We start from the raw sequence: 25,317 nt of genomic DNA, 5'->3' as shown, positions 1-25,317 counted from the left end.
TTATTTACGGCGGATAACGACCGGATGCGTATCACATTTGCCATCCGTTTCTAACACGCTGATATCCCACCAGAAGATACCGTCCTCGGCCACCTGCGGTGACCAGGCACCAATCAGCTGACGCTCTCCCTCTTGGGTTTCCAGCCAGAACAGCCTGACCTGATCCCGCAACCAGGCCGGTACTCCGGTTTCCTGCAGAAGCTTCTTCAGTGCTTTACCGCCCCTGCGTGGCAGGCGGAGGGATTCCCCTCCTTTGCGGAGTTCTAAAACAACAGAAGCCGACAGAGGCAACTGCAGAACCTCTGCGTCCTTAACCGCTTCAGATTCAGGGAGACAAGCTTCAACGTGAAAAGGGTCAATGCGAAAAGCGACAGCCTCTTTTACAAGATCAGCGCCACCGGCTTCCACGACATCACGACGAATACTTACCGGCTCCGTGTCAGACTGGGCATGTCCATCATCAGACGGACCCTCATCATCTGACGGATCCCGTGTATCAGTCAGCTGAAGCAGAAGCTGATCACGATACCGGCGAAGCGCGTATTGCGGCCGCTGAAAAAGCGGCTGGGCATCATCCTGCGCCAATACCAGCTCATCCAGAATGATCATAAGCTGACGATAGTCCGGTGACGGGATGCCCGCGCTCTGCAACCAGAAGCGCAGCAGGTTTCGCTGCCGCGCTGGCGACAGCTCAAGCAACGCCGGGCAGGAAAGCGTATTCGCGGAAACCGCTACACTTTTCAGATCGATCTCCGCCAGATCACGGTTTAGCTGATCGGCATCCGACAGCACCCGGGCGCTTCGTCTGGACACCTTTGTCGCATTGGGCCATCGGGATTTAAGACGGGGAGTTATCTCATGGCGCAGATAATTACGGTCAAACTCGGCACTCAGGTTTGATTCATCCTCAACCCAGCTCAGTGCTTTCTCTGCAGCATAGGCTTCAAGCTCCGAACGCTCAAAGGCTAACAAAGGTCGATAAAGCCTACCCTGCCCCAGCTCCCGCTCGACCGGCATACCGGATAAGCCCTGCGCACCAGCTCCGCGCATCAGCCTGAGCAGCAGGGTTTCCAGCTGATCATCGGCATGGTGCGCCATCAGGATCAGATCACCCTCAAGAAGATGATCATTGAAAACCTGATAACGTGCCTTTCTGGCCTGCTCTTCAATAGATGAAACACCATTTAGCTGAACACACTCGACCTGACAGTGAACCGATACCGAGCGTTTTTTCTGAATAGAGTGCTTTTCTTGAACAGCGAACCTTTCCTGATAGCGATGACACACATTCAGACAATGCTCAGCCCACTGATCCGCATTAGGGCTTAGGCCGTGATGAACATGAATGACCTTGAGCGACTTCTGACGTGACGCGCAATACTGCACCGCCAGATCCAGCAGCACCACGGAATCCAGTCCACCACTCAGCGCCAGCCAAAGCTGGTTATGATCAGGCAATCCATCAAGCAGTTCAGGTGTCAGCATCTTGGCAAATTCATTTTCCAGACGTTGAAGCATTTATTTCAAGAGGGTTGAAGTACAGATCTTCAGACAAAAAATAACCCCGATAAGTCTGGCTCATCGGGGTTATTTGACACATTCAGGTCAGTGAACCTGACAGATGTTTATCTTACCGGCTGCCTGGCTTTTACCAATTGCCAAGTTCGGGGTTACCCGCATAGTAAGACATCAGACGCTCGTAGCGACGCTCTACCAGCTGCTCTTTACTCAGGCCACTCAGACGATCCAGAGTTTCCAGCAGCTGCAGTTTCAGATCTGCCGCTACTTTTTCAGCGTTACGGTGCGCACCGCCCAGAGGCTCTTCGATCAGACGATCAACCAGACCCAGCTCGTGCAGACGACCCGCGGTTACACCCATTGCTTCTGCCGCATCGTTAGCACGCTCAGCACTCTTCCACAGAATAGACGCACAGCCTTCCGGAGAAATTACCGAGTAGATGGAGTTCTTCAGCATGATCAGCTCATCACACACACCGATCGCCAGTGCGCCACCGGAACCACCTTCACCAATTACGGTTGAGATGATAGGTGTCTGCAGACGAGACATAACTGCCAAGTTGTAGGCAATCGCTTCACTCTGACCGCGCTCTTCTGCGTCGATACCCGGATAAGCTCCCGGCGTATCAATAAAGGTCAGGATCGGCATCTTAAAGCGCTCAGCCATCTCCATCAGACGGCAGGCTTTTCGATAACCTTCCGGACGAGGCATACCGAAGTTGCGACGTACCTTCTCTTTTACTGAACGACCTTTCTGGTGACCGATAATCATCACCGGCTTATCATCCAGACGGGCGATACCACCAACCAGAGCGGCATCATCAGCGAAATTACGATCACCATGAAGCTCATCAAAGTCAGTAAAAATATGATTAACATAATCCAGCGTGTAAGGGCGCTGCGGATGGCGCGACAACTGAACCACCTGGGCGGGAGTCAGGTTGGAGAAAATATCCTCCATCAGCTTGAGGCTTTTCTCCTGCAAACGGCTGATCTCTTCAGAGATGTTCAGCTCGTTGTCGTTGCCAACCAGACGTAGTTCATCAATTTTTGCTTCCAGCTCTGCAATAGGCTGTTCAAAATCCAGATAGTTGGGATTCATAGGTCCACGCTATTAAAAATTCTATGCTTACGATTAAAAGCACACAGCCGCCACCGGAGCAGCTATGAATAAGTCTTGTCCAGCCCCCGACAAATCTCTCATATAGAGATGGCACCATTGGGGCTTAGATCACTTTAGAGCAATTGGCTTTAAAGCATCGGTATTCGTGGCTTTCCAACTATTAAGAGTCGACACGCTCAGGGAAAACCCACTATGTTTAAAACCGTCAATAGTACGGCAAAGACCGCCTAAAAAAAACCTCTGCTGATGGCTAAAGCGTTTCTGAAAAGTCACGTTCTGTTACTTTGTTCCCGTTTTACGCCACAGACAACTCCAGCCCGGGCTTCAGCACTGGAAGTCTGACTGTTTCAAACACTTTTTTTGCGCAAAAGCTTTATCTTTGGTGGCTTGGACCGTAATAACAAACCGCTCAGTCGCCATAGGAAAGGCGAACACTCTTCAAGCCAAAGCCATCGTACAGGCTATAAATCAACTCATCGCTCGGTACCACTCGCCACTGATCGGAGAGCCTAACCTTTCCGGAAACCTCTGACCGTTTATAGGTAATCTCTACAGCGACCCCTTCATCAGGCTGAGTCACAGTAAAGGGCTGCAACTTGCTCTGCAGCAGGTCGAGGTGTTTTTTACCAATCGCTTTCTGATCCCAGCTCAGTTGCAGACTATCACTGTAACGAATCCGGGATGCCAGCAAGCTGGTCACGGCTTTTGCCCGAACACGAAGGCTACCGGAGTAGTCATCAAAACTGACATCGCCTTCGATAACCACCAACTGATCTTTCTGCAGCTCAGAACGATGAGCGTCGAACAGGTCCCCAAAAACAGAAACCTCAACCCGCCCCGAACGATCATCCAGAGTAATAAAGGCGATAGTGTCACCCCGCTTACTCTTCATCGTGCGAATATCAAGGATCAGACCGGCCAGCTTCTGAGTCTCCCGACTGGCCGCCAGGTCGCTCAGCCTCTGCCGGGCAAAACGGCGTACTTCTGCCTCGTACTCATCAAATGGATGACCGGTCAGATAGATACCCAGAGTATCTTTTTCACCCTTGAGGCGCTCTTTATCAGTCCATTGGCGAACATGACGATGCTCGGCATAGGGGTCACCGCTTTCTTCCGCTTCCAGCTCTCCAAACATATCCATCATGCCAATATTGGCATTCATATTACTCTGCTCGGCTGCTTTAAAGGCATCTTCCAGACTGGCCAGCATCACCGCACGGTTCGGGCCGAGCTTATCCACCGCACCACTACGGATCAGAGCCTCAACGGTACGCTTATTCAGCTTGCGGGAATCGGTGCGAGCGCAGAAGTCAAACAGGTCTTTAAAAGGTCCACCTTCGTTACGAGCCGCCACAATAGAGTCGATTGGTCCTTCACCTACGCCTTTAATAGCACCCAGGCCATAGACAATTTCATTGTCTTTATTCACAGTAAACTTAAAGTCACCAGCGTTCACATCCGGAGGCGTTAGCGGCAACTTCATGTGACGGCACTCTTCCACCAGCGTCACCACCTTGTCGGTGTTCTGCATTTCGGTAGACAGTACCGCTGCCATAAAGGCTTCGGGGTGATGGCGTTTCAGATAGGCGGTCTGATAGGAAACCAACGCATAAGCGGCTGAGTGAGATTTGTTAAAACCGTAGCCCGCAAACTTTTCTACCAGATCAAAGATGTTACCCGCGAGATCTTCATCGATATTGTTATTTCTACAACCCTCGATAAAGCCACCGCGCTGCTTGGCCATCTCTTCCGGCTTTTTCTTACCCATCGCACGACGCAGCATATCTGCGCCACCGAGGGTATAACCCGCCATCACCTGGGCGATCTGCATCACCTGCTCTTGGTAGAGGATAATGCCGTAAGTGGGCTTGAGCACCGGAATCAGGCTGTCATGGTTATAGTCAGGGTGTGGATAGGAAACTTCTTCCTGACCGTGCTTACGTTTAATAAAGTCGTCTACCATGCCCGATTGCAGAGGCCCCGGACGGAACAGCGCTACCAGTGCAATAATATCTTCAAAACAACTGGGTCTCAGGCGCTTAATCAGGTCCTTCATACCCCGGGATTCCAGCTGGAAAACCGCCGTAGTTTCGCCTTCCTGTAACAGCTTAAAGGTATCCGGATCATCAAGTGGGATCTTATCGATATTAAAATCGGTATGTCCCTTGTCGTACATCACCTTAACGGCCCAGTCGATAATGGTCAGGGTTCTGAGACCCAGGAAGTCGAACTTCACCAGACCGGCGGCTTCTACATCGTCTTTATCAAACTGGGCAACAAAACTGGAACCGCCCTCTTCACAGAAAATCGGCGAAAAGTCGGTCAGTTTGGTTGGCGAGATCACCACACCACCGGCGTGCTTGCCGGTACCACGAACGGTACCTTCCAGCTTCAGCGCCATCTCCCAGATCTCTCCGGCGTCCTCATCATTGGCCAGGAAATCCCGCAGCGGCTCTTCCTGTTCAAAGGCTTTTTCCAGCGTCATGCCGACTTCAAACGGGATCATCTTAGAGAGCTTGTCAGCCAAACCATAAGGCTTACCCTGAGCACGGGCCACGTCACGCACCACCGCTTTTGCAGCCATGGTACCGAAGGTAGCGATCTGAGATACCGCATTACGACCATAGGTTTCCGCGACGTAATCGATCACCCGATCCCGGCCATCCATGCAGAAATCGACGTCAAAGTCGGGCATGGAGATACGCTCCGGGTTAAGAAAACGTTCGAAAAGCAGGTCGTACTCAAGTGGGTCAAGATCGGTAATTTTCTGGGCATAGGCCACCAGAGAACCCGCACCGGAACCACGACCCGGCCCCACAGGCACGCCGTTGTTTTTCGACCACTGGATAAAGTCCATTACGATCAGGAAGTAGCCGGGAAACCCCATGGAGATGATCGTTTCCAACTCAAAATCCAGTCGCTCGCGGTAAATTTTCTCGGTTTTGGGGAAGTCTTCGGCGCTGGTATCAAACAGCTGTTCCAAACGCTCGGTCAGTCCATCATGGGAAATTTTTCGAAAGAAATCTTCCATGGTCATGCCTTCGGGGATCGGAAAGTCCGGCAGGAAGTATTTACCCAGCTGAACCTCAACCGTGCACCGCTTGGCGATCTCGACACTGTTCTGCAGTGCTTCCGGGATATCACTGAACAGCTCTGCCATCTCTTCCTGAGATTTCAGATACTGTTCTTCAGAATAACTTTTGTTGCGATGAGGGTCATCCAGCGCCCGGCCTTCACCAATACAAACCCGGGTCTCATGAGCCCAGAAATCTTCCCGCTCGATAAAACGCACATCATTCGTAGCGACCACGGCACACTGACATTCACTCGCCAGCTTTACCGATTCATGGACACAGAGCTCATCATCTGATCGGAAGGTACGCTGCAATTCCAGATAAAAACGGTTGGGAAATATCTGCATCCATTTCTGAAGCGCGTCCCGGGCTTCCGGGTAATGCCCACCAACCAACAGGCGCCCGACTTCCCCCTCTTTGGCGCCAGACAGGGCGATCAAGCCTTCGGCCTGGGCCGTTAACCATTCTTCTTTCAGGATATTACGACCCTGATGCTGCCCCTCCAGATAGCCCCTGGATACCAACTCCGTCATATTCCGATAGCCGGTATTATTCATCGCCAATAACGTCATGCGATAAGGCTTGGCCGGGTCCGCTTCGTTCTCCAACCAGATATCGGCCCCTGAAATCGGTTTGATTCCCGCTCCCTGCATCGTTTTATAGAACTTCACCAGAGCAAACATATTGGACTCATCGGTAATCGCAAGCGCCGGCATATTCAGGGCTTCCAGCTTACTGGGCAGTTTCTTGATCTTTACCAGACCATCAACCAGAGAAAATTCAGTATGAATGCGCAGATGAACAAAAGAGGGCGTCATAAAAGTTCTCGTATACAAGACTGTATCAGGTGAAGAAAAGCATAGAACATCGGCCCGCAGGCGGGCTCAAAACTCAAGCGGACTACAGATCAAGCCGCTGCTGAACCGGCTTAAAGGAGCGACGATGCTCGGGGATAGGCCCTAAGGCTTCCAGCGCGGCCAAGTGCTGCTTGGTGGGGTAGCCTTTATGTTTGGCAAAGCCGTAACCGGGATATTTCAACTCCAGCTCTGCCATCTGACGATCACGGTATACCTTAGCCAGAATCGAAGCCGCACTGATCGCACTATGACGCAGATCCCCCTTAACAACCGCCATTGAGGGGCAGGGAAGCTCCGGGCAACGGTTGCCATCCACCAGTACAAATTCAGCGGCAGGTTTTAAACCTTCTACTGCCCGCTGCATCGCCAACATGGTGGCATGCAGGATATTCAGGCGGTCGATCTCTTCAACAGAGCACTCGGCAATATGCCAGGCCAGTGCCTTTTCCTGAATCTCATCAAAGAATTTTTCGCGTTTCTTCTCACTTAGCTTCTTGGAATCCGTCAGTCCTTCAATCGGCTGATCAGGATCGAGAATAACCGCCGCCGTTACGACTGAACCCACCAGAGGCCCACGTCCCACTTCATCCACACCGGCAAGCAGTTTACCGCGATAGGGAATATCCAGTTCAGGGCAATCTTGTGCCATCGTAACCTCGGGTTTTACGCTTAGTGGGATTTAACGGATGTATCGGAAGAAGCACGCTCTTCGATCAGTGCTGACAGTGTTTTGGCAGCCACCTGACTGGCTTCCTGTTTCAGCTCATGATGCATCTGATAGAAACGCTCGACGAGATCGCGATAGTTATCAGGGTTCTGCAGCCGATCCAGAAGAAGCTCGCTAAGAGACTCAACATTCGCCTTATCCTGAATCATTTCCGGCACCAGCGCTTCTCCGGCGATCAGATTCGGCAAGGAGATATGATCCACCTTGATCATACGGCTGATAATGGCGTGGCTTAACCAGGCCATTTTGTACGCTACAACCATAGGCTTTTTCAGCAGCATAGCCTCCAGAGCGGCAGTACCGGATGCCAGCAGTACGCTATCAGAAGCGCTAATCACTTCCCGGGACATACCATCAAACAGATGGAAGCACTGACGCAGTTCAGGCTTAACAACGGTCAGTTGTTCTTCAATCTGCTGACGTCGCAAATCATTGGCACAAGGGATTGCCACCTGCAGCTCAGGCATCGCTTCACAGCAACGTAGCGCAGTATCAATAAAGGTTTGGCCCAGATATTTAACTTCATTACTGCGGCTACCAGGCAGAACGGCCAGAACAGGGCGTTCTTTCGATAGCCCCAGCTGATCACGGCAACCATTCTGATCCACATCCATCGGCAGTTCATCCGCCAAAGGGTGGCCAACAAAGGTCACAGGAATATTTTTACGGTGATAAAAATCCGCTTCGAAGGGCAGTAGCGTCAGCATGTGATCAACGCATCGGGCGATCTTCTTAAGCCGTCCCTGCTTCCAGGCCCATACCGATGGCGAGACATAATGTGCCACAGGAATACCTGCATCACGCACCCACCCTTCAAGGGTCAGGTTAAAATCGGGTGCATCAATACCCACAAAGAGGTCAGGTTTCTCTTTCAAACACAGATCGCGAACTTCCTTTCGGATATTCAGCAGCTCACGCAGACGCCCCAGCACTTCCACCAATCCCATTACCGAGAGGCGGTCCATCGGCCAGTGACTGACAAAACCTTCCTGCTGCATTCGGGGACCACCAATACCAAAAAACTCCGCCGTAGGGTGGAGTTTTCTGAATTCCCGAATCAAACCGGATCCCAGAATATCACCGGATAACTCTCCGGCTACGATAGCAATTCTCAGTGGCTTTTGCCGTTCAACCTGAGCCTGATCAGACATGTGTGTCTTCCTGTAAATCTATCGGCTGATGATGTAGCCGGTGCAGCATAATCACTTTCAGCGAATAATGCCGCGACCTGATCCTTTAAGGCTTTGGATAAAGACAGACAACTCTTCACCAACGTCACCGCTTTCAAGCTCGCTGATGGCAGTATCCAAGCGTAGGCCTTTGCGGAAAACTGTTTTATAGGCCCGCCGCAACTCGCTGATCGCTTCTGCCGAGAACCCCCGGCGCTTTAGCCCTTCAGCATTGATGCTATGGGATTCAGCAGGGTTACCACTGACCATCACATAGGCAGGAATATCTTTCGAGATATAGCTTGCCCCACCGCACATAGAATGCGGGCCAACATGACAAAACTGGTGGATCGCAGAGGCACCACCAATAATCGCCCAGTCACCAATTTTAACGTGGCCGGCAATGGAGGCATCGGATGCGATAATCGTGTTATTGCCAATGACAACATCATGGGCAATATGTACCGTTGTCATAATCAGGTTGTTGTTACCAATACGGGTAATACCTTCATCCTGCACAGTACCACGGTGAATGGAGCAACCTTCCCGAATTTCGTTGTTGTCACCAATAACCAGACGAGTGGGCTCACCGGCATATTTTTTATCCTGACAATCCTCACCCACAGAGGCAAACTGATAGATCTTGTTGCCTTTACCGATGGTTGTCAGCTTGGTGATAACAACGTGAGGACCTATCCAGGTACCCGCCCCAATCTCTACATCCGGGCCGATAATGGAATAGGGTCCGATCTCTACATCAGCGGCAATTACCGCTGATGGATCAACAATAGCTGTCGGATGAATCAGACTCACAGTTCTCTCTCTGCGCACAAAATTGAACCCTGACAAGCGAGTTCACCATCAACTGTAGCTTTACAGTCAAAACGCCAGATCCCCCGGCGAGGCGTCCCCACAACAGTTGCTTCCAGCTTTAGTTGGTCTCCCGGAACAACCGGACGCTTAAAACGCACCTTGTCACTGCCAACGAAGTAATAGATATGACCATCTGCTGGTTTTTTCTCCATGGTTTTAAAACCAAGGATACCCGCTGCCTGAGCCATAGCCTCAATAATCAGTACGCCCGGCATTACCGGGTGATGAGGAAAGTGTCCATTAAAGAAAGGCTCGTTTACCGTTACATTCTTGTAGGCAACGATTGACTCACCCAGTTCCATCTCCACAACACGGTCAACCAGCAGAAAAGGATAACGGTGGGGTAAGTATTCTTTAATTTCGTTAATGTCCATGACCATTCATTCAACCTCAAAAAAACCTGACTGCCTCTTGGCAACAGGTGCGCATTATACGCTTCTGTCTGTTTTAAGTTTTTTGCTTTTCTACGGCTAATGACAAGCTTTTTTCAATCTTGCTCATTCGCTTCGCCAAGCTATCCAGCTGGTTGAAACGTACCGCATTTTTGCGCCATGTGCGCATATCTGACATACCCGTGCCTGAGGAATAATGCCCAGGCTCCCGGATATCACCCGTAACATTCGTGGTCATATTCAGAGTGACGCGGTCACAAATTGTTAAATGCCCCGCAATATTACTGGCTCCGCCGATAAGACAGTGACGACCAATAGAACTACTGCCAGCAATCCCCACACATCCGGCGATGGCAGTCCCATCACCAATCTTAACATTGTGAGCGATCTGAACCTGGCTATCGATAATCACATCAGAACCGATCTCGGTATCGTCAAGAGCACCGCGATCAATATTGGTATTAGCGCCTATTTCCGAACGGTCACCTATGATAACACCACCCAGCTGAGCAATCTTTACCCAACGACCATTTTCAGGGGCAAAACCAAAACCATCACCACCAATCACACAACTACTGTGCAAGGTTACCTCGCAACCCAACACAACTCCGTGATATAGCGTGACATTGGGATACAGTCGGCAACCTTTTCCAATGATCGTGTTTCTGCCAACAAAACAGTGGGTTCCAATCACAGAGTCTTCACCGATCACAGCTCCCGCCTCAACAACAGCAAAAGCATTAATCTGGGCCAGAGGAGAAACCCTTGCATCCGGGTGGACGATAGCCTGAGGGTGAATTCCGGGAGAGCAAATCTCAACCGGATCAAAAAGCTGGGTCATATGGGCATAACCCGCATAGGGATTATCAAGAATAATACAGCTGACTGGACAGAGTTCAGCCTGACCCGGTTTAAGCAGAACAACCCCGGCCTTACACTCTGGCAACAGTTTCTGATATGCAGGATTTGCAAGAAAGCTTGCCTGGGAAGAGGTCGCACTTTCTAAGGTTGCCAAGCCATCAACCAGAGCAGACGGATCGCCTCGCAGCTCCCCTCCCAGAATCTCAACCAACTCTCCCAGAGTATATTTCCGGCCTGCAGATTGGGTTTCTGGACGATCGGACATCGACAGCTCCTATATTAACGGTCTGAAAGTATGGCTGGCTGTTTAAAATGTAACGCTATTCTGCAGCAGACTGCATTTTGTTTAACTGAGTGATCACATCCTGTGTGATATCCAGTTTTTTGTTCACAAAGGTTACAGCCTGTCGATCCAGTAAAAGGTCGATTTTTTTTGCTTCGATGACCAGGCGAACGGCATCATCCAGTTGAGGGCGAACCCCGCGGATATAGGCCTCCTGCCGTTGACGCTGCTCTTTCTGCAGGCGCTGCCCCAGAAACTGATACTCTTCAGCTTTTTCCTGAATATCTTTGCTGAGCTGTCGCTTCTCATCCGCACTCAGCGAGTCTGTCTGTGCTTTTAATTTTTCCTGAAGCTGCTTAGCGTCATCAGCAAGACGACGGATCTCCTGCTCATCCTGACTCAAGGCGGCACGAATGGCTTTAAACTCAACCCGAGCCTGATCCGTGCCTAAAAGGGCGGCCCGCCAATCCAGCACTGCAATCTTTGTCGGAACAAAATCAGCATTCTGATCAGCCCTTACAGTCCCTGCACTGATGACGGTGAACAAAACAAAGGTTGTCCAAATACTCAGAAGACGCATCATAAATTTAGTCCTTTTATACTGCTTCATGCTCAGAAAGTCTGACCGATAGAGAACTGGAAGAACTCGGTATCATCATCGCTTTTAGCATTGAGTGCCTTGGAAAGACTGAAATCCAGAGGTCCGATTGGTGACAACCAAGTCAGCCCCAGCCCTGTTGACCAACGTAACTCCGAAGGCTCAACACCTTCATTACAGTTCGTTGATACGCGACTACATTCAGTCATAAAGACGTTACCGCCATCCAGGAAAATCACAGTCTGAAGACTGCTTCTGTCTTCAACAAACCAGAGCGGATAGATGAGTTCAACGCCTGTTTCGATCAGAACATTACCACCAAAGGCTGAAGGGTCATCACCATCAGTGGGGGTACTTTTTGGGCCAAGCGAGTTACCACTGTAACCTCTTACTGACCCTAGCCCGCCAGCAAAATAATGCTCATAAAAGGGTAGCAAGCTATCACTGCCATAACCGTCTGCATAACCCAGATCTGTTCGGAATTTCACAGAATAATCGTCATTCAAAGCGATCAGGTAACGGTTCTTATACTCCAAGGTATAAAAGGTCATATCGCTTCCGGGAACAGCAACCTCTAAAGAAAGTCGGTTATAGCTACCATCGGTTGCCAAAACCCCTCGGTTCAGTTTGTTATCCGTAATATAACCACCCAATTTGAAGGCCGAGTGATTGTCCCCCTCATCCTCGATAAAGGTCAGTACTTCCTCAACCGGGTCATCACCGGTATAGATGCGGGTATTATCAGCCCCAACCGTCAGACCAACCCGAGTCGTTTCCGAAATCGGGTAACCAAAGTTCACTTTTGCTCCATAAGAATCCGTAGTAAAGCCACTGATATCAGAATCTTCCAGATTGCTTTCCTGATAGAAAACATTGATACCACGGCTCACCCCCTCCAGGGTGTAATAAGGGTCAAAAATGGAGAAGTCTAACTTCTGAACCGTATCACTTTTGCTGACGTTAAACCCAACATTGGTGCCGGACCCGAGAAAGTTGGATTGTTTGACACCAGCGCCAAAAATAATACCGCTGTTCTGAGAATAACCAATAGATGCACTCAGGCTTCCTGAAGGCTGTTCTTCAACGGTGTAGTTCACATCAATCTGATCATCCAGTCCGCCGACCCGTGGTGTATCAACCTGCACATATTTAAAGTACCCCAAACGCTCAAGGCGGGTCTTTGAGTTCTTAATCTCATCAGTTGAAGCAACCGCAGCTTCCATTTGAGTTATTTCCCGACGGAGCACTTCATCTTTGGTGGTTACGTTGCCGGTAAAATTAATACGCCGTACATAGGTTCTTTTCCCGGGAGCGACCATAAGTGTCAGGGTAACGGTCTGATCGTCATGCAACTCAGGAACGGCATTAATATTGGCAAAGGTGAAGCCCTCTTTACCAAGCCGCTTTCGAATCGCTTCAGTGGTATTCACCATCTTTGTCCGGGAAAACGTATCACCCGGATTAAGCTCAATAAGTTCCAGAATTTCCTCTGAATCCACAACCAAATCGCCGCTGAGTTTAATATCTCGAACCTTATAGGACTTACCTTCGGTGACGTTAACGGTAATAAAGACATCAAGTCGATCAGGACTCACCGAAACCTGGGTAGAGTCTACATTAAACTTGAGATACCCCCGATCCAGATACCAGTTCCGCAGCCTTTCGATATCCCCCTGAAGTTTTGGGCGGGAGTACTGACTGGCAGATGAAAACAAAGACCAATGAGCCTTAGCTTCCAATTCAAAGCGTTTAGCCAGGATATCATTGTCAAAACGATCATTGCCGGTGAAGTTGATATGCCGAATAGTCGCCACATCTCCCTCTCGGATTTTTACATTCAGGTTAACCCGGTTCTCACCTCTCGGCTCTATCTCAGTATTGATACTGGCACTGTACCGCCCAAGACCGTGATACATGCGCTCCAGCTCCAGTTCAACCTGCTCAAGGGTAACCCGTTGCAGTATCTGCCCGGCTTTCAGGCCGGACTGAGCCAACCCTTCTTCAAGCTGTTCCGTTTTGATCTTGTCATTGCCTGTGATCACAATTTGGTCGATTGCCGGACGCTCTTTGACCACCACTATCAGCAAAGAACCATCGCGCTCAAGGCGAATATCATCAAACAGGCCTGTTTCAAAAAGAGCCTTGCTTGCCTCAACAAGATCTTCACTATTCACCTGTTGGCGAAGTTCAATAGGAAAGGCACTAAAAACACGGGAAGCCGACACCCTCTGCAAACCTTCAACCCGCAGATCATCAAACACAAACTGTGCCGCAGAAACCGGAGAGATGATGCCTAACCCTGATATAAGAATAGTAGCGACAAGTAGCTGTTGAAGGTTTAATAGCTGCTTAATAGGACTAAACTGTTTTATACGGTTGATCATAAAGGTCCACTATCCGGAGGAGACGAATTAACCAAAAATTAAAGGCGCATCAGGTCGTTATAAAATGCAATCATCATAAGACCAGCGAGCAACATCATACCAAGTCGCAATCCAAACTGCTGGGCCTTTTCAGGCACAGGACGGCCAGTTACAGCTTCAATCAGATAAAAGAGAAGATGACCGCCATCCAGAACAGGGATAGGCAACAGGTTCAAAACCCCTAAGCTAATGCTGATATAAGCCAGAAATGTCAGAAAGCTCTCAAAGCCACCTTTCGCAGAGTCGCTGGCGACCTGGGCAATGGTTATAGGCCCGCTCAGGTTATCCACTGAAATCAGGCCAATGACCATCTTTCTAATAGAGTCCAAAGTCAGACCAATCATATCCCCGGTCTTGGCCACTGCATGGGAAACGGCTTCGAAAACGCCATACTGAACGTCACGCACCATGCCTTCAGGCCACTGTGCTGGCTTAGGGGCTGCACCGATATAGCCAATTTCACGCCCATCATCCAATCGCTTCAACCGCGGCGTGATCGAAAGTGTTTTTGAGCGATCGCCACGATTGATTTCCAGCATAAGCTCCTGGCCGGGCGATTCCTGTACCAGGCGAACCCAATGCATCCAATCATCAACCGGCTTACCATTAACCCGTAATAACTGGTCTCCGGCTTTAAGGCCTGACTCTGCAGCAGCACCATCAGGCAGTACCTGTCCGATAATTGCTTCAAGATGGGGAGAAAATGGCGTCACACCGATTGCCGTGAGAGGATTGGGTTCTTTCTCACCAGCCAACCAGCGTTCAATAGACAGAGAATGCTCGGTTTGGCTATAGCCTTGCCACTCCTGAGTCACGATACGTATCTGTCCCGTATCACCCACACGACTCAACAATTGCATACCGGCATCCTGCCAGCTATGAACCGCCTCACCATCAATACTGATCAACTCAGTTTGAGGCTCAATACCCGCTTCAAACGCCAGAGAGTCTGGCTGTACCGTGCCAACAACGGGAGCTAAAGCACTGGTACCGGAAACAAACAGAACCCAATAGGTCAGGATCGCCAGCAGGAAATTTGCAACAGGACCCGCTGCAACAATAGCGATGCGCTTCCAGACAGACTGCTGATTAAAAGCAAAAGGCTTCTCTTCATCTGAAACATCACCCTCCCTTTCATCCAGCATGCTGACGTAGCCACCCAGAGGGATCCAGGCAATGGCATACTCAGTACCGGTTTTATCAAACCAGCGATACAGAGGTTTGCCAAAACCCACCGAAAATTTCAGCACCTTAACGCCACAGCGCCGGGCCACCCAAAAGTGCCCGTACTCGTGAACGGTGACCAAAATTCCAAGGGTTACAATCAATGCCAGTATCGTATGCAAAACACCCATTCACGCTCTCCGGTTAATCTTTACTGCGCTTTGACGCGATGCATCGATAAATGTTCAAGGTAAGGCAGGCTAATTTCACGGGCCTTACGGTCACTGGCCAGAACCACTTCCAGTGAATCTGCCGGCTCGACAGCGATACTGTCGAGGGCATAGCGACATAATTCGGGGATCTGCTCAAAACCGATCTGATGATCCAGAAAAGCCTGAACGGCCACCTCATTGGCGGCATTAAGGATGGCGGGAGCCGTTCCACCCAAGGTGAAAGCCTGCCGCGCCAGTGCCAGACAGGGAAATGCCACCTCATCAGCCGGTTCAAAGTTAAGCTGAGCGACCTGAAAAAGATCCAGCGCCTTAACACCCGCATCAATACGCTCCGGCCAGGCCAAACCATAGGCGATCGGCGTACGCATATCAGGGTTCCCCATCTGCGCAATCACAGAACCGTCGTTATAGGCCACCATGGAGTGGATAATACTTTGCGGATGCACAACAACCTGAATAGCCTCAGGCTTGACTGAAAACAGCCAGCACGCTTCGATCAGTTCCAGACCTTTATTCATCAAGCTGGCTGAGTCCACCGAGATCTTCTGCCCCATGGACCAGTTAGGATGAGCCACCGCCTGCTCCGGCGTAACCTGAGCCAGCTGATCGCTGCTGAAACCACGAAACGGCCCACCGGAGGCGGTCAACAGAATCTGATGAACCCCTGAAGCGGGTAGCGACTCCTGATCAAAATGTGTTCCCTGAGCCGGTAAACACTGAAAAATCGCATTATGCTCGCTATCAATCGGCAGAAGCTCAGCACCGGAACGCTTCACCTCATCCATAAACAGCTGGCCGGACATGACCAGGGCTTCTTTATTCGCCAGCAGAATACGCTTACCGGCCTTAACCGCCGCCAGCGCTGGCAGAAGACCTGCTGCACCAACAATAGCCGCCACCACAATATCAACCTCAGAAGCTTCAGCCACCTGTCCAAGAGCCGATGATCCGACCAGAACCTCGGTTTTTAAATCGGCAATCTCTGTTCTCAGATGTTCAGCTGAAGCCTCATCCGGTACCACAGCGTAGGCAGGGCAAAAGCGATGACAGATCTCGGCCAACTCTTTAATGCGCTGGTATCCGGATACGGCGTACAACCGGTAGCGGTCCGGGTGTCGCGCCACAATATCCAGAGTACTGCTACCGATGGAGCCGGTCGCACCCAGCAAGGTAATCGTCTGCGGCTGACTCATAAACTCAATCCGGTCAGTTTCAGACTCAGAACAAACAGAGGGACGGCAGCCGTGAGACTGTCAATACGATCCATAATACCGCCATGCCCCGGCAGCAGCTGACTGCTGTCCTTTATGCCTTGGTGGCGCTTCAGCATACTTTCAAACAGATCACCCAACACCGACACCGCTGTTACCAATAAGGTAACCGCCAGCAGAATCAGCATCTCTTTCTGACTCAGGTTCCAGTATTGCGCACAGATCACAGCTAACAACGCTGTTGCCAGCAAACCACCATAGACACCCGCCCAGGATTTACCAGGGCTTACCTTAGGTGCTAACTTGGCTTTACCGAAGCGACGGCCGGCAAAATATGCACCGATATCCGCACACCAGACAAGCAGAAGGATATACAGCAGCGCCTCTTTACCCAGCCAAAGACTGGTACGCAGCTCGACAAAGCCGACCCAGCAAGGAACCAGAACAGCAAAGCCGATCAGCAAGCGGGCCGAAGTAGACTTCCAAAGGGAGTTTTTAGGATATCGAACCACAAACCAAAGGGCTGCAGCCCAACCGACGGCGGCACCATAGAGAATAATGAGATCCAGATCCGGCGAACGCAGATCGTTAAGTCCCAGCAGAGCAAGTGCCATCACGACCGGATAAATCAGACGCCCCGAGTTGGATAAACCGGAAAGGTTTGCCCACTCCCAGCTCCCCACAAGAACAATCCCGGAGACAAATAAAATATAGTAATCAACAGGCAGGCCAAACAGGCCAAACAGCGCAAGAGGCGCCATAATCAAAGCGGTTAATACACGCTGTTTAAGCATCGGCTTTTCCTTCTACTTGTTCGCTGGTCTTACCAAAACGCCTTTGTCGTCCGGCAAAATCATCAATGGCTTCAGCCAATGCTTTTTCTTTAAAATCAGGCCACAACAAAGGGCTGTAATAAAACTCACTATAAGCAAACTGCCACAACAGATAGTTACTGATTCGCTGCTCACCTGCAGTACGGATACAAAGATCCGGAGCCGGCAGATCGCCCAGTGAGATCGTACGATTAAACAGATCTTCTGTGATCTCTTCCGGTGTCAGGGATCCCTCAGCAACCTGCTGAGCCAATGCCTTCGCCGTATTCACAATATCCCAACGTCCACCGTAGTTCGCCGCAATATTCAGCTGCAGGCCGGAGTTATTCCCGGTCAGAGCTTCAGCATCAGCAATCGCCAGCTGAATTTCATCAGAGAAACCGGACTTATCGCCGATAATATGCAAACGGATATTGTACTTGTGCAGTTTTTTCACCTCACGTCGTAGTGAGAGTAAAAACAACTCCATCAGAGCATTCACTTCTTTTTGTGGCCGCTGCCAGTTCTCGCTGCTGAAAGCGAACAACGTCAAAACCTCAACGCCCTGGTCAACACATCCACGAATCACCGCACGTACCGCATCAGCACCGGCTTTATGGCCGGCAATACCCGGAAGAAAACGCTTTCTTGCCCAGCGGTTATTGCCATCCATAATGATAGCGATATGACGAGGGGTATTTTTTTGCTTTTTTGAATCCATGAATAGGCAACACAGTGGCACCCGCCTGAGCGGCGGGCGCGGAGGAGGATCAGACCTGCATCAGATCTTTTTCTTTTGCTGCCAGCAAGGTATCAGCTTCAGCAACGTATTTGTCTGTCAGCTTCTGAATCTCGTCTTCTGCACGACGCTCTTCATCCTCTGTGATCTCTTTTTCTTTCAGCAGATCTTTAACAGAGCCATTAGCATCACGACGGATATTACGGATCGCAATCTTACCGTTCTCCGCTTCCTGACGCGCCTGACGGATAAAGTTCTTACGGGTTTCTTCCGTCAGAGCCGGCATAGGAACGCGAATCACAGTGCCTGCAGTGCTTGGGTTCAGACCCAGATCAGACGTCATGATCGCCTTCTCAATCGCCTGAATCATAGTACGCTCCCACGGCTGAATACTCAGGGTACGCGCATCTTCAACATTGATATTGGCAACCTGACTCAGAGGCGTCGGATTGCCATAATAATCAACCGATACGCTATCCAGAATACTTGGGTGCGCACGGCCGGTACGGATTTTAGCGAAAGCCGTGGTCAGAGACTCCAGGCTCTTCTTCATCCGCTGTTCTGCATCAGTCTTAATTTCGTTGATCACGGAAGTTTCCTCAGTCAATTAGTGTGCCTTCGTCACCGCCTACAACCAGATTCAGCAGCGCGCCAGGCTTATTCATATCAAATACACGAACCGGTTTGTTGTGGTCACGAACCAGACAAATTGCGGTCAGATCCATCACTTCCAGCTTCTGTTCCAGAACGCTGTCATAACTTAAGTGATCATATTTTACCGCATCGGAGAATTTCACCGGATCTTTATCATAAACCCCGTCCACCTTAGTGGCCTTAATCACCACATCAGCATCGACTTCGATACCGCGCAGGCAGGCGGCAGAATCTGTGGTAAAGAACGGGTTGCCGGTTCCGGCGCTAAAGATTACCACATCTCCGGTATTCAGATAACGGATAGCACTGCGGCGATCATAGTGTTCGACCACGCCACTCATCGGAATTGCCGACATGACACGGGTGCGGATATTGGCACGTTCAAGGGCATCACGCATCGCCAGACCATTCATAACGGTCGCCAGCATCCCCATGTGATCACCGGTCACACGATCCAGGCCCGCCTGACTCAGGGCGGCGCCACGAAACAGGTTACCACCACCGATAACCAGGCCAACCTGAACACCGATACCCACCAGCTGCCCAACCTCTAGTGCCATCCGGTTCAGAACCTTAGGGTCAATACCGAAGTTCTGCTCGCCCATCAGGGCTTCGCCGCTAAGCTTTAAAAGAATACGTTTGTACTGAGATGGTTTTTCATTCGCTGGCATCTGGGCAGTCTCCGGCAAGCAAGGATCTATATAAACAGAGCGTAAAAACAGGGTGTCATATCGCACAATGGCGCGTGCAGCTTAAGCTACACACGCCATTGAATTACATCGAAAATGCGAATTAAGCCAGTTGCTTACGCACTTCTTCTGCAAAGTCTTCTTCAACTTTCTCGATACCTTCACCCACTTCAAAACGGATGAAAGACTGTACTTCGCCGCCATTCGCTTTAACGAAAGCACCAACAGTCTGAGAAGGATCTTTAACGAAAGCTTGTTCTACCAGGCTGTTTTCAGCCAGGAATTTCTTAACACGACCAACAGCCATCTTCTCTTTGATCTCTTCAGGCTTACCATCCATATCAGGTTGAGCCATGATGATCTCTTTCTCTTTCTGAAGTTCTGCTTCTGGCATATCTTCAGGGCGAGCAACACGAGGATTAACCGCTGCAGCGTGCATAGCAACATCTTTAGCAACTTCTGCGTTTGCGCCAGACAGTACAGACAGCACACCAATACGGCCACCGTGAACGTACTCACCAACGATACCGCCAGCAGGAGCTTCAACAACAGCTGCACGACGAACAGAGATGTTTTCACCGATTTTCTGAACCAGAGCTTCACGCGCTGCTTCCAGATCGCCAGCCATAACAGCTGCGATATCAGTTTCTTTAGTTTCGAATACTTTATCAGCAACAGACTGAACAAAGCCTTTGAAGTTATCGTCACGAGCAACAAAGTCAGTCTCGGAGTTCACTTCCAGAACGATACCGTAGCTGCCATCTGCCGCTACTTTAGTCGCCACTGCACCATCAGCTGCAACACGGCTAGCTTTTTTAGCCGCCTTCATGCCGCTTGATTTGCGCAGATTTTCAATTGCCAGCTCGATGTTGCCGTCTGTTTCTTTCAGAGCGCTTTTGCACTCCAGCATGCCTAAGCCCGTGCGGTCACGCAGCTCTTTAACCATAGATGCGCTGATTGCAGCCATGATGAATAACCTCTTGATCTGATATGAAAAACCGGATTTGCAAAAGGGGGCTTACGCCCCCTTCGCAGAGTTAACTATTGCAGCCATTAAGAATAATGGCTGCAGATGACGACGCTCTGACAGCATTCGCCAACAGTCAAATTACTCTGCAGACGCTTCGCTAACTTCTACGAATTCGTCTTCAGCAGCGCTACCTTCTTTGCCTTTCAGGCAAGCGTTAGCAACACCCTGTGCATAGATCTGAATCGCACGGATCGCATCGTCGTTACCAGGAACAACGTAGTCAACACCGTCTGGGTTGCTGTTAGTATCAACGATACCGATAACAGGGATACCCAGTTTGTTCGCTTCATTGATCGCGATACGCTCGTGGTCAACGTCGATTACGAACAGAGCGTCCGGCAGACCACCCATATCTTTGATACCACCGATAGAACGTTCCAGCTTAGCCATTTCACGAGTGTTCATCAGAACCTCTTTCTTGGTCAGCTTTTCGAACGTGCCATCATTCTGCATCGCTTCCAGATCACGGAAACGGCGGATAGACTGGCGGATAGTCTTGTAGTTAGTCAGCATACCACCCAACCAGCGGTGGTTTACGTATGGCATGCCAGCGCGAGCTGCTTCTTCTTTGATCACTTTGCTTGCAGCACGTTTAGTACCAACAAACAGAACCTTGTTTTTGCCGGAAGACAGCTTCTCAACAAAAGACAGAGCATCATTCAGCGCAGGAACAGTGTGCTCCAGGTTGATGATATGGATCTTGTTACGAGCACCGAAAATGAATTTAGACATTTTCGGGTTCCAGTAACGGGTCTGGTGACCGAAGTGAGCACCTGCTTTCAGCAGATCACGCATAGAAACTTGAGACATTTTGACTCCTAGAAATTTAGGGTTAAACCTCCACACACCCCATAATCCAACCCGTCAAAAGCATAAAGCTTTCTCTAGGCACCCAGAACTACGTGCCGGTGTGTGTGTGTCGTTTAGATAATTTAGGTGCGTTATAAACAAATGCATCAGGCCAACTATCTGAGTAACACTCAAACAAAGCAGGACACAGTTTGCATATAGGCGCGCGGCTTTATATCACAGAACAAGTTTAATATAAAGAAAGCTATAGAAATCGGCGATTTTTTCCCGCTAAGCCTGCAGGCTATGAATATAATTCCGACAGAAAGAGTCAATTTTTTAATTTTATCCGGTTCAGCCACTCCCACCCATCTCCAATACACGTTACCATTTCAGCAAATATCTACCTGAACTGATGGCAAAATAGATCCGATATGACTGCAATTATCAAAACACCCGAAGAAATTGAAAAAATGCGTGTGGCCGGCCGAATGGCTGCAGAAGTTCTGGAAATGATAGAGCCTCACGTGAAAGCGGGTGTCAGCACCGAAGAGCTGAACCGTATCTGTCACGACTATATCGTCAACGACCTGGATGCCATCCCCGCCCCGCTTAACTACCACGGTTTTCCCAAGTCGATCTGTACCTCTGTGAATCAGGTGATCTGTCACGGCATCCCAAGCGAAAGCAAGGTGCTGAAAAACGGCGACATCATCAACATCGATATCACCGTGATTAAGGACGGCTACCATGGTGACACCAGTAAGATGTTTATCATTGGCGAGGCCAAGATTCAGGCCCGTCGCCTGTGTCAGGTGACTCAGGAGTGTCTCTATAAGGCACTACGTATTGTAAAACCGGGCACGACGCTGGGTGATATCGGTGAAATTATTCAGAAGCACGCAGAATCCAGCGGCTTCTCAGTCGTCCGTGAATATTGTGGCCACGGCATCGGCAAAGGTTTCCACGAAGATCCTCAAGTAGTGCACTACGGCAAGGCCGGAACCGGCATGAAGCTGGTCGAAGGCATGACATTTACTATTGAACCCATGATCAATGCCGGGAAGCGTCACTGCAAAGTGTTAAAAGACGAATGGACTGTCGTGACAAAAGATCGTAGTTTATCAGCTCAGTATGAGCACACCATTCTGGTCACCAAAGATGGTTGTGAAATTCTGACCCTGAGAAAAGAAGAAACTGATCTGTAACATACGGACGCTCCCATGCCACTGACACCCTATGAGTTTGAACCAGACCCATCACTGTTTAACAAACACGCCTTTAAACAGCAGCTGGCTGAGGCTAAATCCTCTATTAGCCTCTTTAAACAAACCATTCAGGGTGTTCAGGACAAACTGGACCAACGCTTTTTAGATGGTGCCGATATCCGGGACCTGGTCCATGGCCGGGCCTGGTTTATCGATCAGCTGTTAAGCGTGGTCTGGGAGCAGTTTGACTGGCCCGATAACAACATCAGCCTGTTGGCGGTGGGAGGTTATGGCCGTGGCGAACTGCATCCCCATTCCGATATCGACCTCCTTATCCTGCTCCGTGACGACGACGACACCCCTTATCGTGACAGCCTTGAACGCCTGATCACCTTTATGTGGGATATCAGTCTGGATATTGGTCACAGCGTACGCTCCCTCTCAGATTGTGAACGGGAAGCAAAGGCCGATATCACCGTGGCGACCAACCTGCTGGAAAACCGTACCCTGGTCGGCCCGGACAGCCTGCGTGAAGAGATGGTAGAACGCCTGGGCACGGATCACATGTGGAGCACCAGCGAGTTCTTCGAAGCCAAGTGGCAGGAACAGATCAAGCGCCACTACAAGTACGACAACAACGAATACAACCTTGAGCCCAACATCAAATCGTCACCGGGCGGCTTAAGGGATATTCAGATGATCGGCTGGGTGGCCAAACGTCATTTCGGCACCCACACCCTTGAAGGCCTGATGCGTGAAGGTTTTCTGACTGAGTCTGAAGTACGCATCATGGAACAGGGACAGGCGTTTCTCTGGCAGGTACGTTACGCCCTGCACATGACAGCCAAACGAGCAGAAGACCGCCTGCTGTTTGACCATCAGCGCACCCTCGCGGAACTGTTCGGTTATGCCGATAACGACGAACGCCTGGCCGTTGAGCAGTTTATGCGCCGCTACTACCGTGTCGTGATGTCGCTGACGGAACTGAACGACGTGCTGATGCAGCACTTTGACGATGCGATCCTGCAATCTCAGCATGAAGCCAAAGTTGAGATTCTCAACAAACGCTTCCAGATCGTAAACCATAAGATCGAAGCCACCCATAGCCGCGTCTTTGAGAATAACCCGTTTGCCCTGCTGGAAATTTTCCTGCTGATGGCGCAAAACCCTCAGATTGAAAGCGTCCGGGCCTCCACTATTCGCCTGTTACGGGACAACCGTCACCTGATCGACGAGAGCTTCCGTCAGGATATCCGCCACTCCTCACTCTTTATGGAGCTGCTGCGCAGCCCCGGCAATGTTGCCCGTCAGCTGCGCCGCATGAGTCGTTACGGCATTCTGGGTAAGTATCTGCCGGAGTTCGGTTATGCCATCGGTCTGATGCAGCATGACCTGTTCCACATCTACACCGTGGATGCCCATACGCTGCTACTGCTGAAATTTATGCACCGCTTCCAGAAAGAAGAGGCACGTAAAGAGTTTCCGTTTGCCGCACAGATTTTCCACCGCCTGCCGAAACGTGAACTGGCTTATATCGCCGGTCTTTATCACGATATCGGCAAAGGCCGGGGCGGCGACCATTCCGAACTGGGCGCTAAAGATGTGCTCCAGTTCTGTGAGCGCCACCACCTGAGCAAGCATGACGCCCGTCTGGTCAGCTGGCTGGTGGAACATCACCTGCTGATGTCGATGACCGCTCAGAAAAAAGATATTTCTGACCCTGAAGTGATTCAGGAGTTTGTCATGACGGTGCGGGATGAAACCCGTCTGGATTATCTTTACATTCTGACCGTTGCCGATATCAACGCCACCAACCCCAACCTCTGGAACAGCTGGCGGGCGACCCTGCTTCAGCAGCTCTATGTTGAGAGTAAACGTGCCCTGCGCCGTGGGCTTGAAAACCCGATTGATCGTCAGGAATGGGTTGAAGAAACCCAACAGGACGCACTGGTGCTGCTGAGAAAATGGGGCGTGGAAGAAACCCGTATCTGGCCACTGTGGAACCTGTTAGGTGAGGAGTATTTCCTGCAGGACAGCGCCCGGGAGATCGCCTTCCAGACCGAGCAGATTCTCGATCATAAAGAACCGGATATGCCGCTGGTTCTGGTCACCAATCCGAAGAAAGTGGAACAGGTTGGCGGCACCAAAATCTTTATCTACACCAAAGAGCAGGATCACCTGTTTGCTGCCACCGTGGCCGCCATGGAGCAGCTGGGGCTGAATATTCATGACTCCCGCATCAGCACCTCCAGCAATGGTTATTCGCTGGATACCTATATCGTGCTGGAAAGTAATGACGAACCGATTCGGGATGAAGCCCGCATCGAAGAGATCAAGCATGTTCTGATTGAAGAGCTGGATGATCCCGCAGACTACAGCGAAATCGTTCAGCGCCGAACACCGCGCCAGCTGAAGCATTTCACCATGCCAACTCAGGTGATTATCAGCAATGACCCGATCAGCCATCGTACCACGCTGGAAGTGATCACACCGGATCGTCCGGGACTGCTGGCCCGGATCGGCCGTATCTTTGTCGAGATGGATATCAACATTCTCTCCGCCAAGATTATTACCCTTGGTGAGCGGGTAGAAGATATCTTCGTGATCACCGACCGCACACTGGGACCAATCAGTGATCCAGACCTGTGCGAGAAACTGAGAACCCGCATCTGTCACGATCTGGACGAGCAGGTGACCAACGGCCACTGACAACACGGCTATCCGCCTGAAAGCGATCTTCGGATCGCTTTTTTGTTGCCTCTTTTATTGTGCCCAGGCAACACAGAGATCTCCTTTCGGTCACCACAACCGGCAGGATCAAACCAAAAATAGAATTCTCTCAACCTGTTAATCGCCGCCGCGGGTTTGTCCGCTCTGACACCCTTGATTA

The 25,317-nt window shown here is 50.4% G+C and carries 20 protein-coding genes; 2 read left to right on the top strand and 18 right to left on the bottom strand.

Annotated elements, in window-relative coordinates; all coding sequences use genetic code 11:
* The 18 genes from tilS to rpsB all read right to left on the bottom strand — a co-directional run bounded on the left by tilS (position 1) and on the right by rpsB (position 21,240).
* Positions 1 to 1,518 carry a tRNA lysidine(34) synthetase TilS gene (gene tilS, locus AC4GL5_RS03250; RefSeq protein WP_490381347.1) on the bottom strand — a complete coding sequence of 506 codons (1,518 nt, stop codon included), beginning with the start codon at positions 1,516 to 1,518 and terminating at the stop codon, positions 1 to 3.
* A 130-nt stretch (positions 1,519 to 1,648) separates the two neighbouring features.
* Positions 1,649 to 2,620 carry an acetyl-CoA carboxylase carboxyl transferase subunit alpha gene (gene accA, locus AC4GL5_RS03245; protein WP_490381346.1) on the bottom strand — a complete coding sequence of 324 codons (972 nt, stop codon included), beginning with the start codon at positions 2,618 to 2,620 and terminating at the stop codon, positions 1,649 to 1,651.
* A 430-nt stretch (positions 2,621 to 3,050) separates the two neighbouring features.
* Positions 3,051 to 6,533 carry a DNA polymerase III subunit alpha gene (dnaE, locus tag AC4GL5_RS03240; RefSeq protein ID WP_490381345.1) on the bottom strand — a complete coding sequence of 1,161 codons (3,483 nt, stop codon included), beginning with the start codon at positions 6,531 to 6,533 and terminating at the stop codon, positions 3,051 to 3,053.
* Positions 6,534 to 6,615: 82 nt separating this feature from the next.
* Entirely contained in the window at positions 6,616 to 7,221 is a 606-nt protein-coding gene (rnhB, locus tag AC4GL5_RS03235) for a ribonuclease HII (RefSeq protein ID WP_490381344.1), read from the bottom strand.
* A gap of 20 nt (positions 7,222 to 7,241) precedes the next feature.
* Entirely contained in the window at positions 7,242 to 8,450 is a 1,209-nt protein-coding gene (lpxB, locus tag AC4GL5_RS03230) for a lipid-A-disaccharide synthase (protein ID WP_490381343.1), read from the bottom strand.
* A gap of 57 nt (positions 8,451 to 8,507) precedes the next feature.
* Complete coding sequence (gene lpxA / locus AC4GL5_RS03225; protein WP_490381406.1) at positions 8,508 to 9,275, bottom strand: acyl-ACP--UDP-N-acetylglucosamine O-acyltransferase; 768 nt, start codon at positions 9,273 to 9,275, stop codon at positions 8,508 to 8,510.
* A gap of 2 nt (positions 9,276 to 9,277) precedes the next feature.
* Positions 9,278 to 9,721 carry a 3-hydroxyacyl-ACP dehydratase FabZ gene (fabZ, locus tag AC4GL5_RS03220; protein ID WP_086480887.1) on the bottom strand — a complete coding sequence of 148 codons (444 nt, stop codon included), beginning with the start codon at positions 9,719 to 9,721 and terminating at the stop codon, positions 9,278 to 9,280.
* A 67-nt stretch (positions 9,722 to 9,788) separates the two neighbouring features.
* Positions 9,789 to 10,859: a UDP-3-O-(3-hydroxymyristoyl)glucosamine N-acyltransferase gene (gene lpxD / locus AC4GL5_RS03215; RefSeq protein ID WP_490381342.1), complete on the bottom strand. Its 1,071-nt coding sequence runs from the start codon at positions 10,857 to 10,859 to the stop codon at positions 9,789 to 9,791.
* A gap of 55 nt (positions 10,860 to 10,914) precedes the next feature.
* Entirely contained in the window at positions 10,915 to 11,460 is a 546-nt protein-coding gene (locus AC4GL5_RS03210; protein ID WP_490381341.1) for an OmpH/Skp family outer membrane protein, read from the bottom strand.
* A gap of 29 nt (positions 11,461 to 11,489) precedes the next feature.
* Positions 11,490 to 13,859 (bottom strand): outer membrane protein assembly factor BamA, encoded by a 2,370-nt coding sequence (gene bamA / locus AC4GL5_RS03205; RefSeq protein WP_490381340.1) that lies wholly within the window; start codon positions 13,857 to 13,859, stop codon positions 11,490 to 11,492.
* Between the two features lie 38 nt (positions 13,860 to 13,897).
* Positions 13,898 to 15,253: a sigma E protease regulator RseP gene (gene rseP / locus AC4GL5_RS03200; RefSeq protein WP_490381339.1), complete on the bottom strand. Its 1,356-nt coding sequence runs from the start codon at positions 15,251 to 15,253 to the stop codon at positions 13,898 to 13,900.
* A gap of 20 nt (positions 15,254 to 15,273) precedes the next feature.
* On the bottom strand, positions 15,274 to 16,488 hold the full coding sequence (ispC, locus tag AC4GL5_RS03195) for a 1-deoxy-D-xylulose-5-phosphate reductoisomerase (protein ID WP_490381338.1): 1,215 nt from the start codon (positions 16,486 to 16,488) through the stop codon (positions 15,274 to 15,276).
* Entirely contained in the window at positions 16,485 to 17,300 is an 816-nt protein-coding gene (locus tag AC4GL5_RS03190) for a phosphatidate cytidylyltransferase (RefSeq protein ID WP_490381337.1), read from the bottom strand. Before AC4GL5_RS03190 ends, ispC begins: the two co-directional genes overlap by 4 nt.
* The gene (uppS, locus tag AC4GL5_RS03185) at positions 17,293 to 18,039 is read right to left on the bottom strand and encodes an undecaprenyl pyrophosphate synthase (RefSeq protein WP_490381336.1); all 747 of its coding nucleotides are present in this window, start codon (positions 18,037 to 18,039) and stop codon (positions 17,293 to 17,295) included. Before uppS ends, AC4GL5_RS03190 begins: the two co-directional genes overlap by 8 nt.
* Positions 18,040 to 18,088: 49 nt before the next feature.
* The gene (gene frr, locus AC4GL5_RS03180; RefSeq protein ID WP_490381405.1) at positions 18,089 to 18,646 is read right to left on the bottom strand and encodes a ribosome recycling factor; all 558 of its coding nucleotides are present in this window, start codon (positions 18,644 to 18,646) and stop codon (positions 18,089 to 18,091) included.
* 10 nt (positions 18,647 to 18,656) lie between these two features.
* Entirely contained in the window at positions 18,657 to 19,382 is a 726-nt protein-coding gene (gene pyrH, locus AC4GL5_RS03175; RefSeq protein WP_490381335.1) for a UMP kinase, read from the bottom strand.
* A gap of 121 nt (positions 19,383 to 19,503) precedes the next feature.
* Entirely contained in the window at positions 19,504 to 20,367 is an 864-nt protein-coding gene (tsf, locus tag AC4GL5_RS03170; protein ID WP_490381334.1) for a translation elongation factor Ts, read from the bottom strand.
* Positions 20,368 to 20,508: 141 nt separating this feature from the next.
* Positions 20,509 to 21,240, bottom strand: coding sequence for a 30S ribosomal protein S2 (rpsB, locus tag AC4GL5_RS03165; protein WP_490381333.1), 732 nt, complete (start codon positions 21,238 to 21,240; stop codon positions 20,509 to 20,511).
* A 413-nt stretch (positions 21,241 to 21,653) separates the two neighbouring features.
* On the opposite strand from rpsB, the gene map reads away from it, so the two are divergent.
* A complete protein-coding gene (map, locus tag AC4GL5_RS03160) occupies positions 21,654 to 22,427 on the top strand; it encodes a type I methionyl aminopeptidase (RefSeq protein WP_490381332.1) in 774 nt (257 codons plus the stop codon).
* 15 nt (positions 22,428 to 22,442) lie between these two features.
* A complete protein-coding gene (locus AC4GL5_RS03155) occupies positions 22,443 to 25,136 on the top strand; it encodes a [protein-PII] uridylyltransferase (RefSeq protein WP_490381331.1) in 2,694 nt (897 codons plus the stop codon).
* Positions 25,137 to 25,317 lie beyond the last annotated feature (181 nt).

The sequence above is a fragment of the Oceanospirillum sp. genome (assembly GCF_982874595.1).
This window is presented reverse-complemented; position numbering and strand designations above follow the sequence as displayed.

Excerpts from the sequence above, each read along its gene's own strand:
- tsf (WP_490381334.1), bottom strand. The coding sequence starts at position 20,367 with ATGGCTGCAATCAGCGCATCTATGGTTAAAGAGCTGCGTGACCGCACG.
- AC4GL5_RS03155 (WP_490381331.1), top strand. The coding sequence starts at position 22,443 with ATGCCACTGACACCCTATGAGTTTGAACCAGACCCATCACTGTTTAAC.
- rseP (WP_490381339.1), bottom strand. The coding sequence starts at position 15,253 with ATGGGTGTTTTGCATACGATACTGGCATTGATTGTAACCCTTGGAATT.
- fabZ (WP_086480887.1), bottom strand. The coding sequence starts at position 9,721 with ATGGTCATGGACATTAACGAAATTAAAGAATACTTACCCCACCGTTAT.
- accA (WP_490381346.1), bottom strand. The coding sequence starts at position 2,620 with ATGAATCCCAACTATCTGGATTTTGAACAGCCTATTGCAGAGCTGGAA.
- uppS (WP_490381336.1), bottom strand. The coding sequence starts at position 18,039 with ATGGATTCAAAAAAGCAAAAAAATACCCCTCGTCATATCGCTATCATT.
- lpxB (WP_490381343.1), bottom strand. The coding sequence starts at position 8,450 with ATGTCTGATCAGGCTCAGGTTGAACGGCAAAAGCCACTGAGAATTGCT.
- dnaE (WP_490381345.1), bottom strand. The coding sequence starts at position 6,533 with ATGACGCCCTCTTTTGTTCATCTGCGCATTCATACTGAATTTTCTCTG.
- lpxD (WP_490381342.1), bottom strand. The coding sequence starts at position 10,859 with ATGTCCGATCGTCCAGAAACCCAATCTGCAGGCCGGAAATATACTCTG.
- rpsB (WP_490381333.1), bottom strand. The coding sequence starts at position 21,240 with ATGTCTCAAGTTTCTATGCGTGATCTGCTGAAAGCAGGTGCTCACTTC.
- tilS (WP_490381347.1), bottom strand. The coding sequence starts at position 1,518 with ATGCTTCAACGTCTGGAAAATGAATTTGCCAAGATGCTGACACCTGAA.
- AC4GL5_RS03190 (WP_490381337.1), bottom strand. The coding sequence starts at position 17,300 with ATGCTTAAACAGCGTGTATTAACCGCTTTGATTATGGCGCCTCTTGCG.
- bamA (WP_490381340.1), bottom strand. The coding sequence starts at position 13,859 with ATGATCAACCGTATAAAACAGTTTAGTCCTATTAAGCAGCTATTAAAC.
- pyrH (WP_490381335.1), bottom strand. The coding sequence starts at position 19,382 with ATGCCAGCGAATGAAAAACCATCTCAGTACAAACGTATTCTTTTAAAG.
- AC4GL5_RS03210 (WP_490381341.1), bottom strand. The coding sequence starts at position 11,460 with ATGATGCGTCTTCTGAGTATTTGGACAACCTTTGTTTTGTTCACCGTC.
- ispC (WP_490381338.1), bottom strand. The coding sequence starts at position 16,488 with ATGAGTCAGCCGCAGACGATTACCTTGCTGGGTGCGACCGGCTCCATC.
- map (WP_490381332.1), top strand. The coding sequence starts at position 21,654 with ATGACTGCAATTATCAAAACACCCGAAGAAATTGAAAAAATGCGTGTG.
- rnhB (WP_490381344.1), bottom strand. The coding sequence starts at position 7,221 with ATGGCACAAGATTGCCCTGAACTGGATATTCCCTATCGCGGTAAACTG.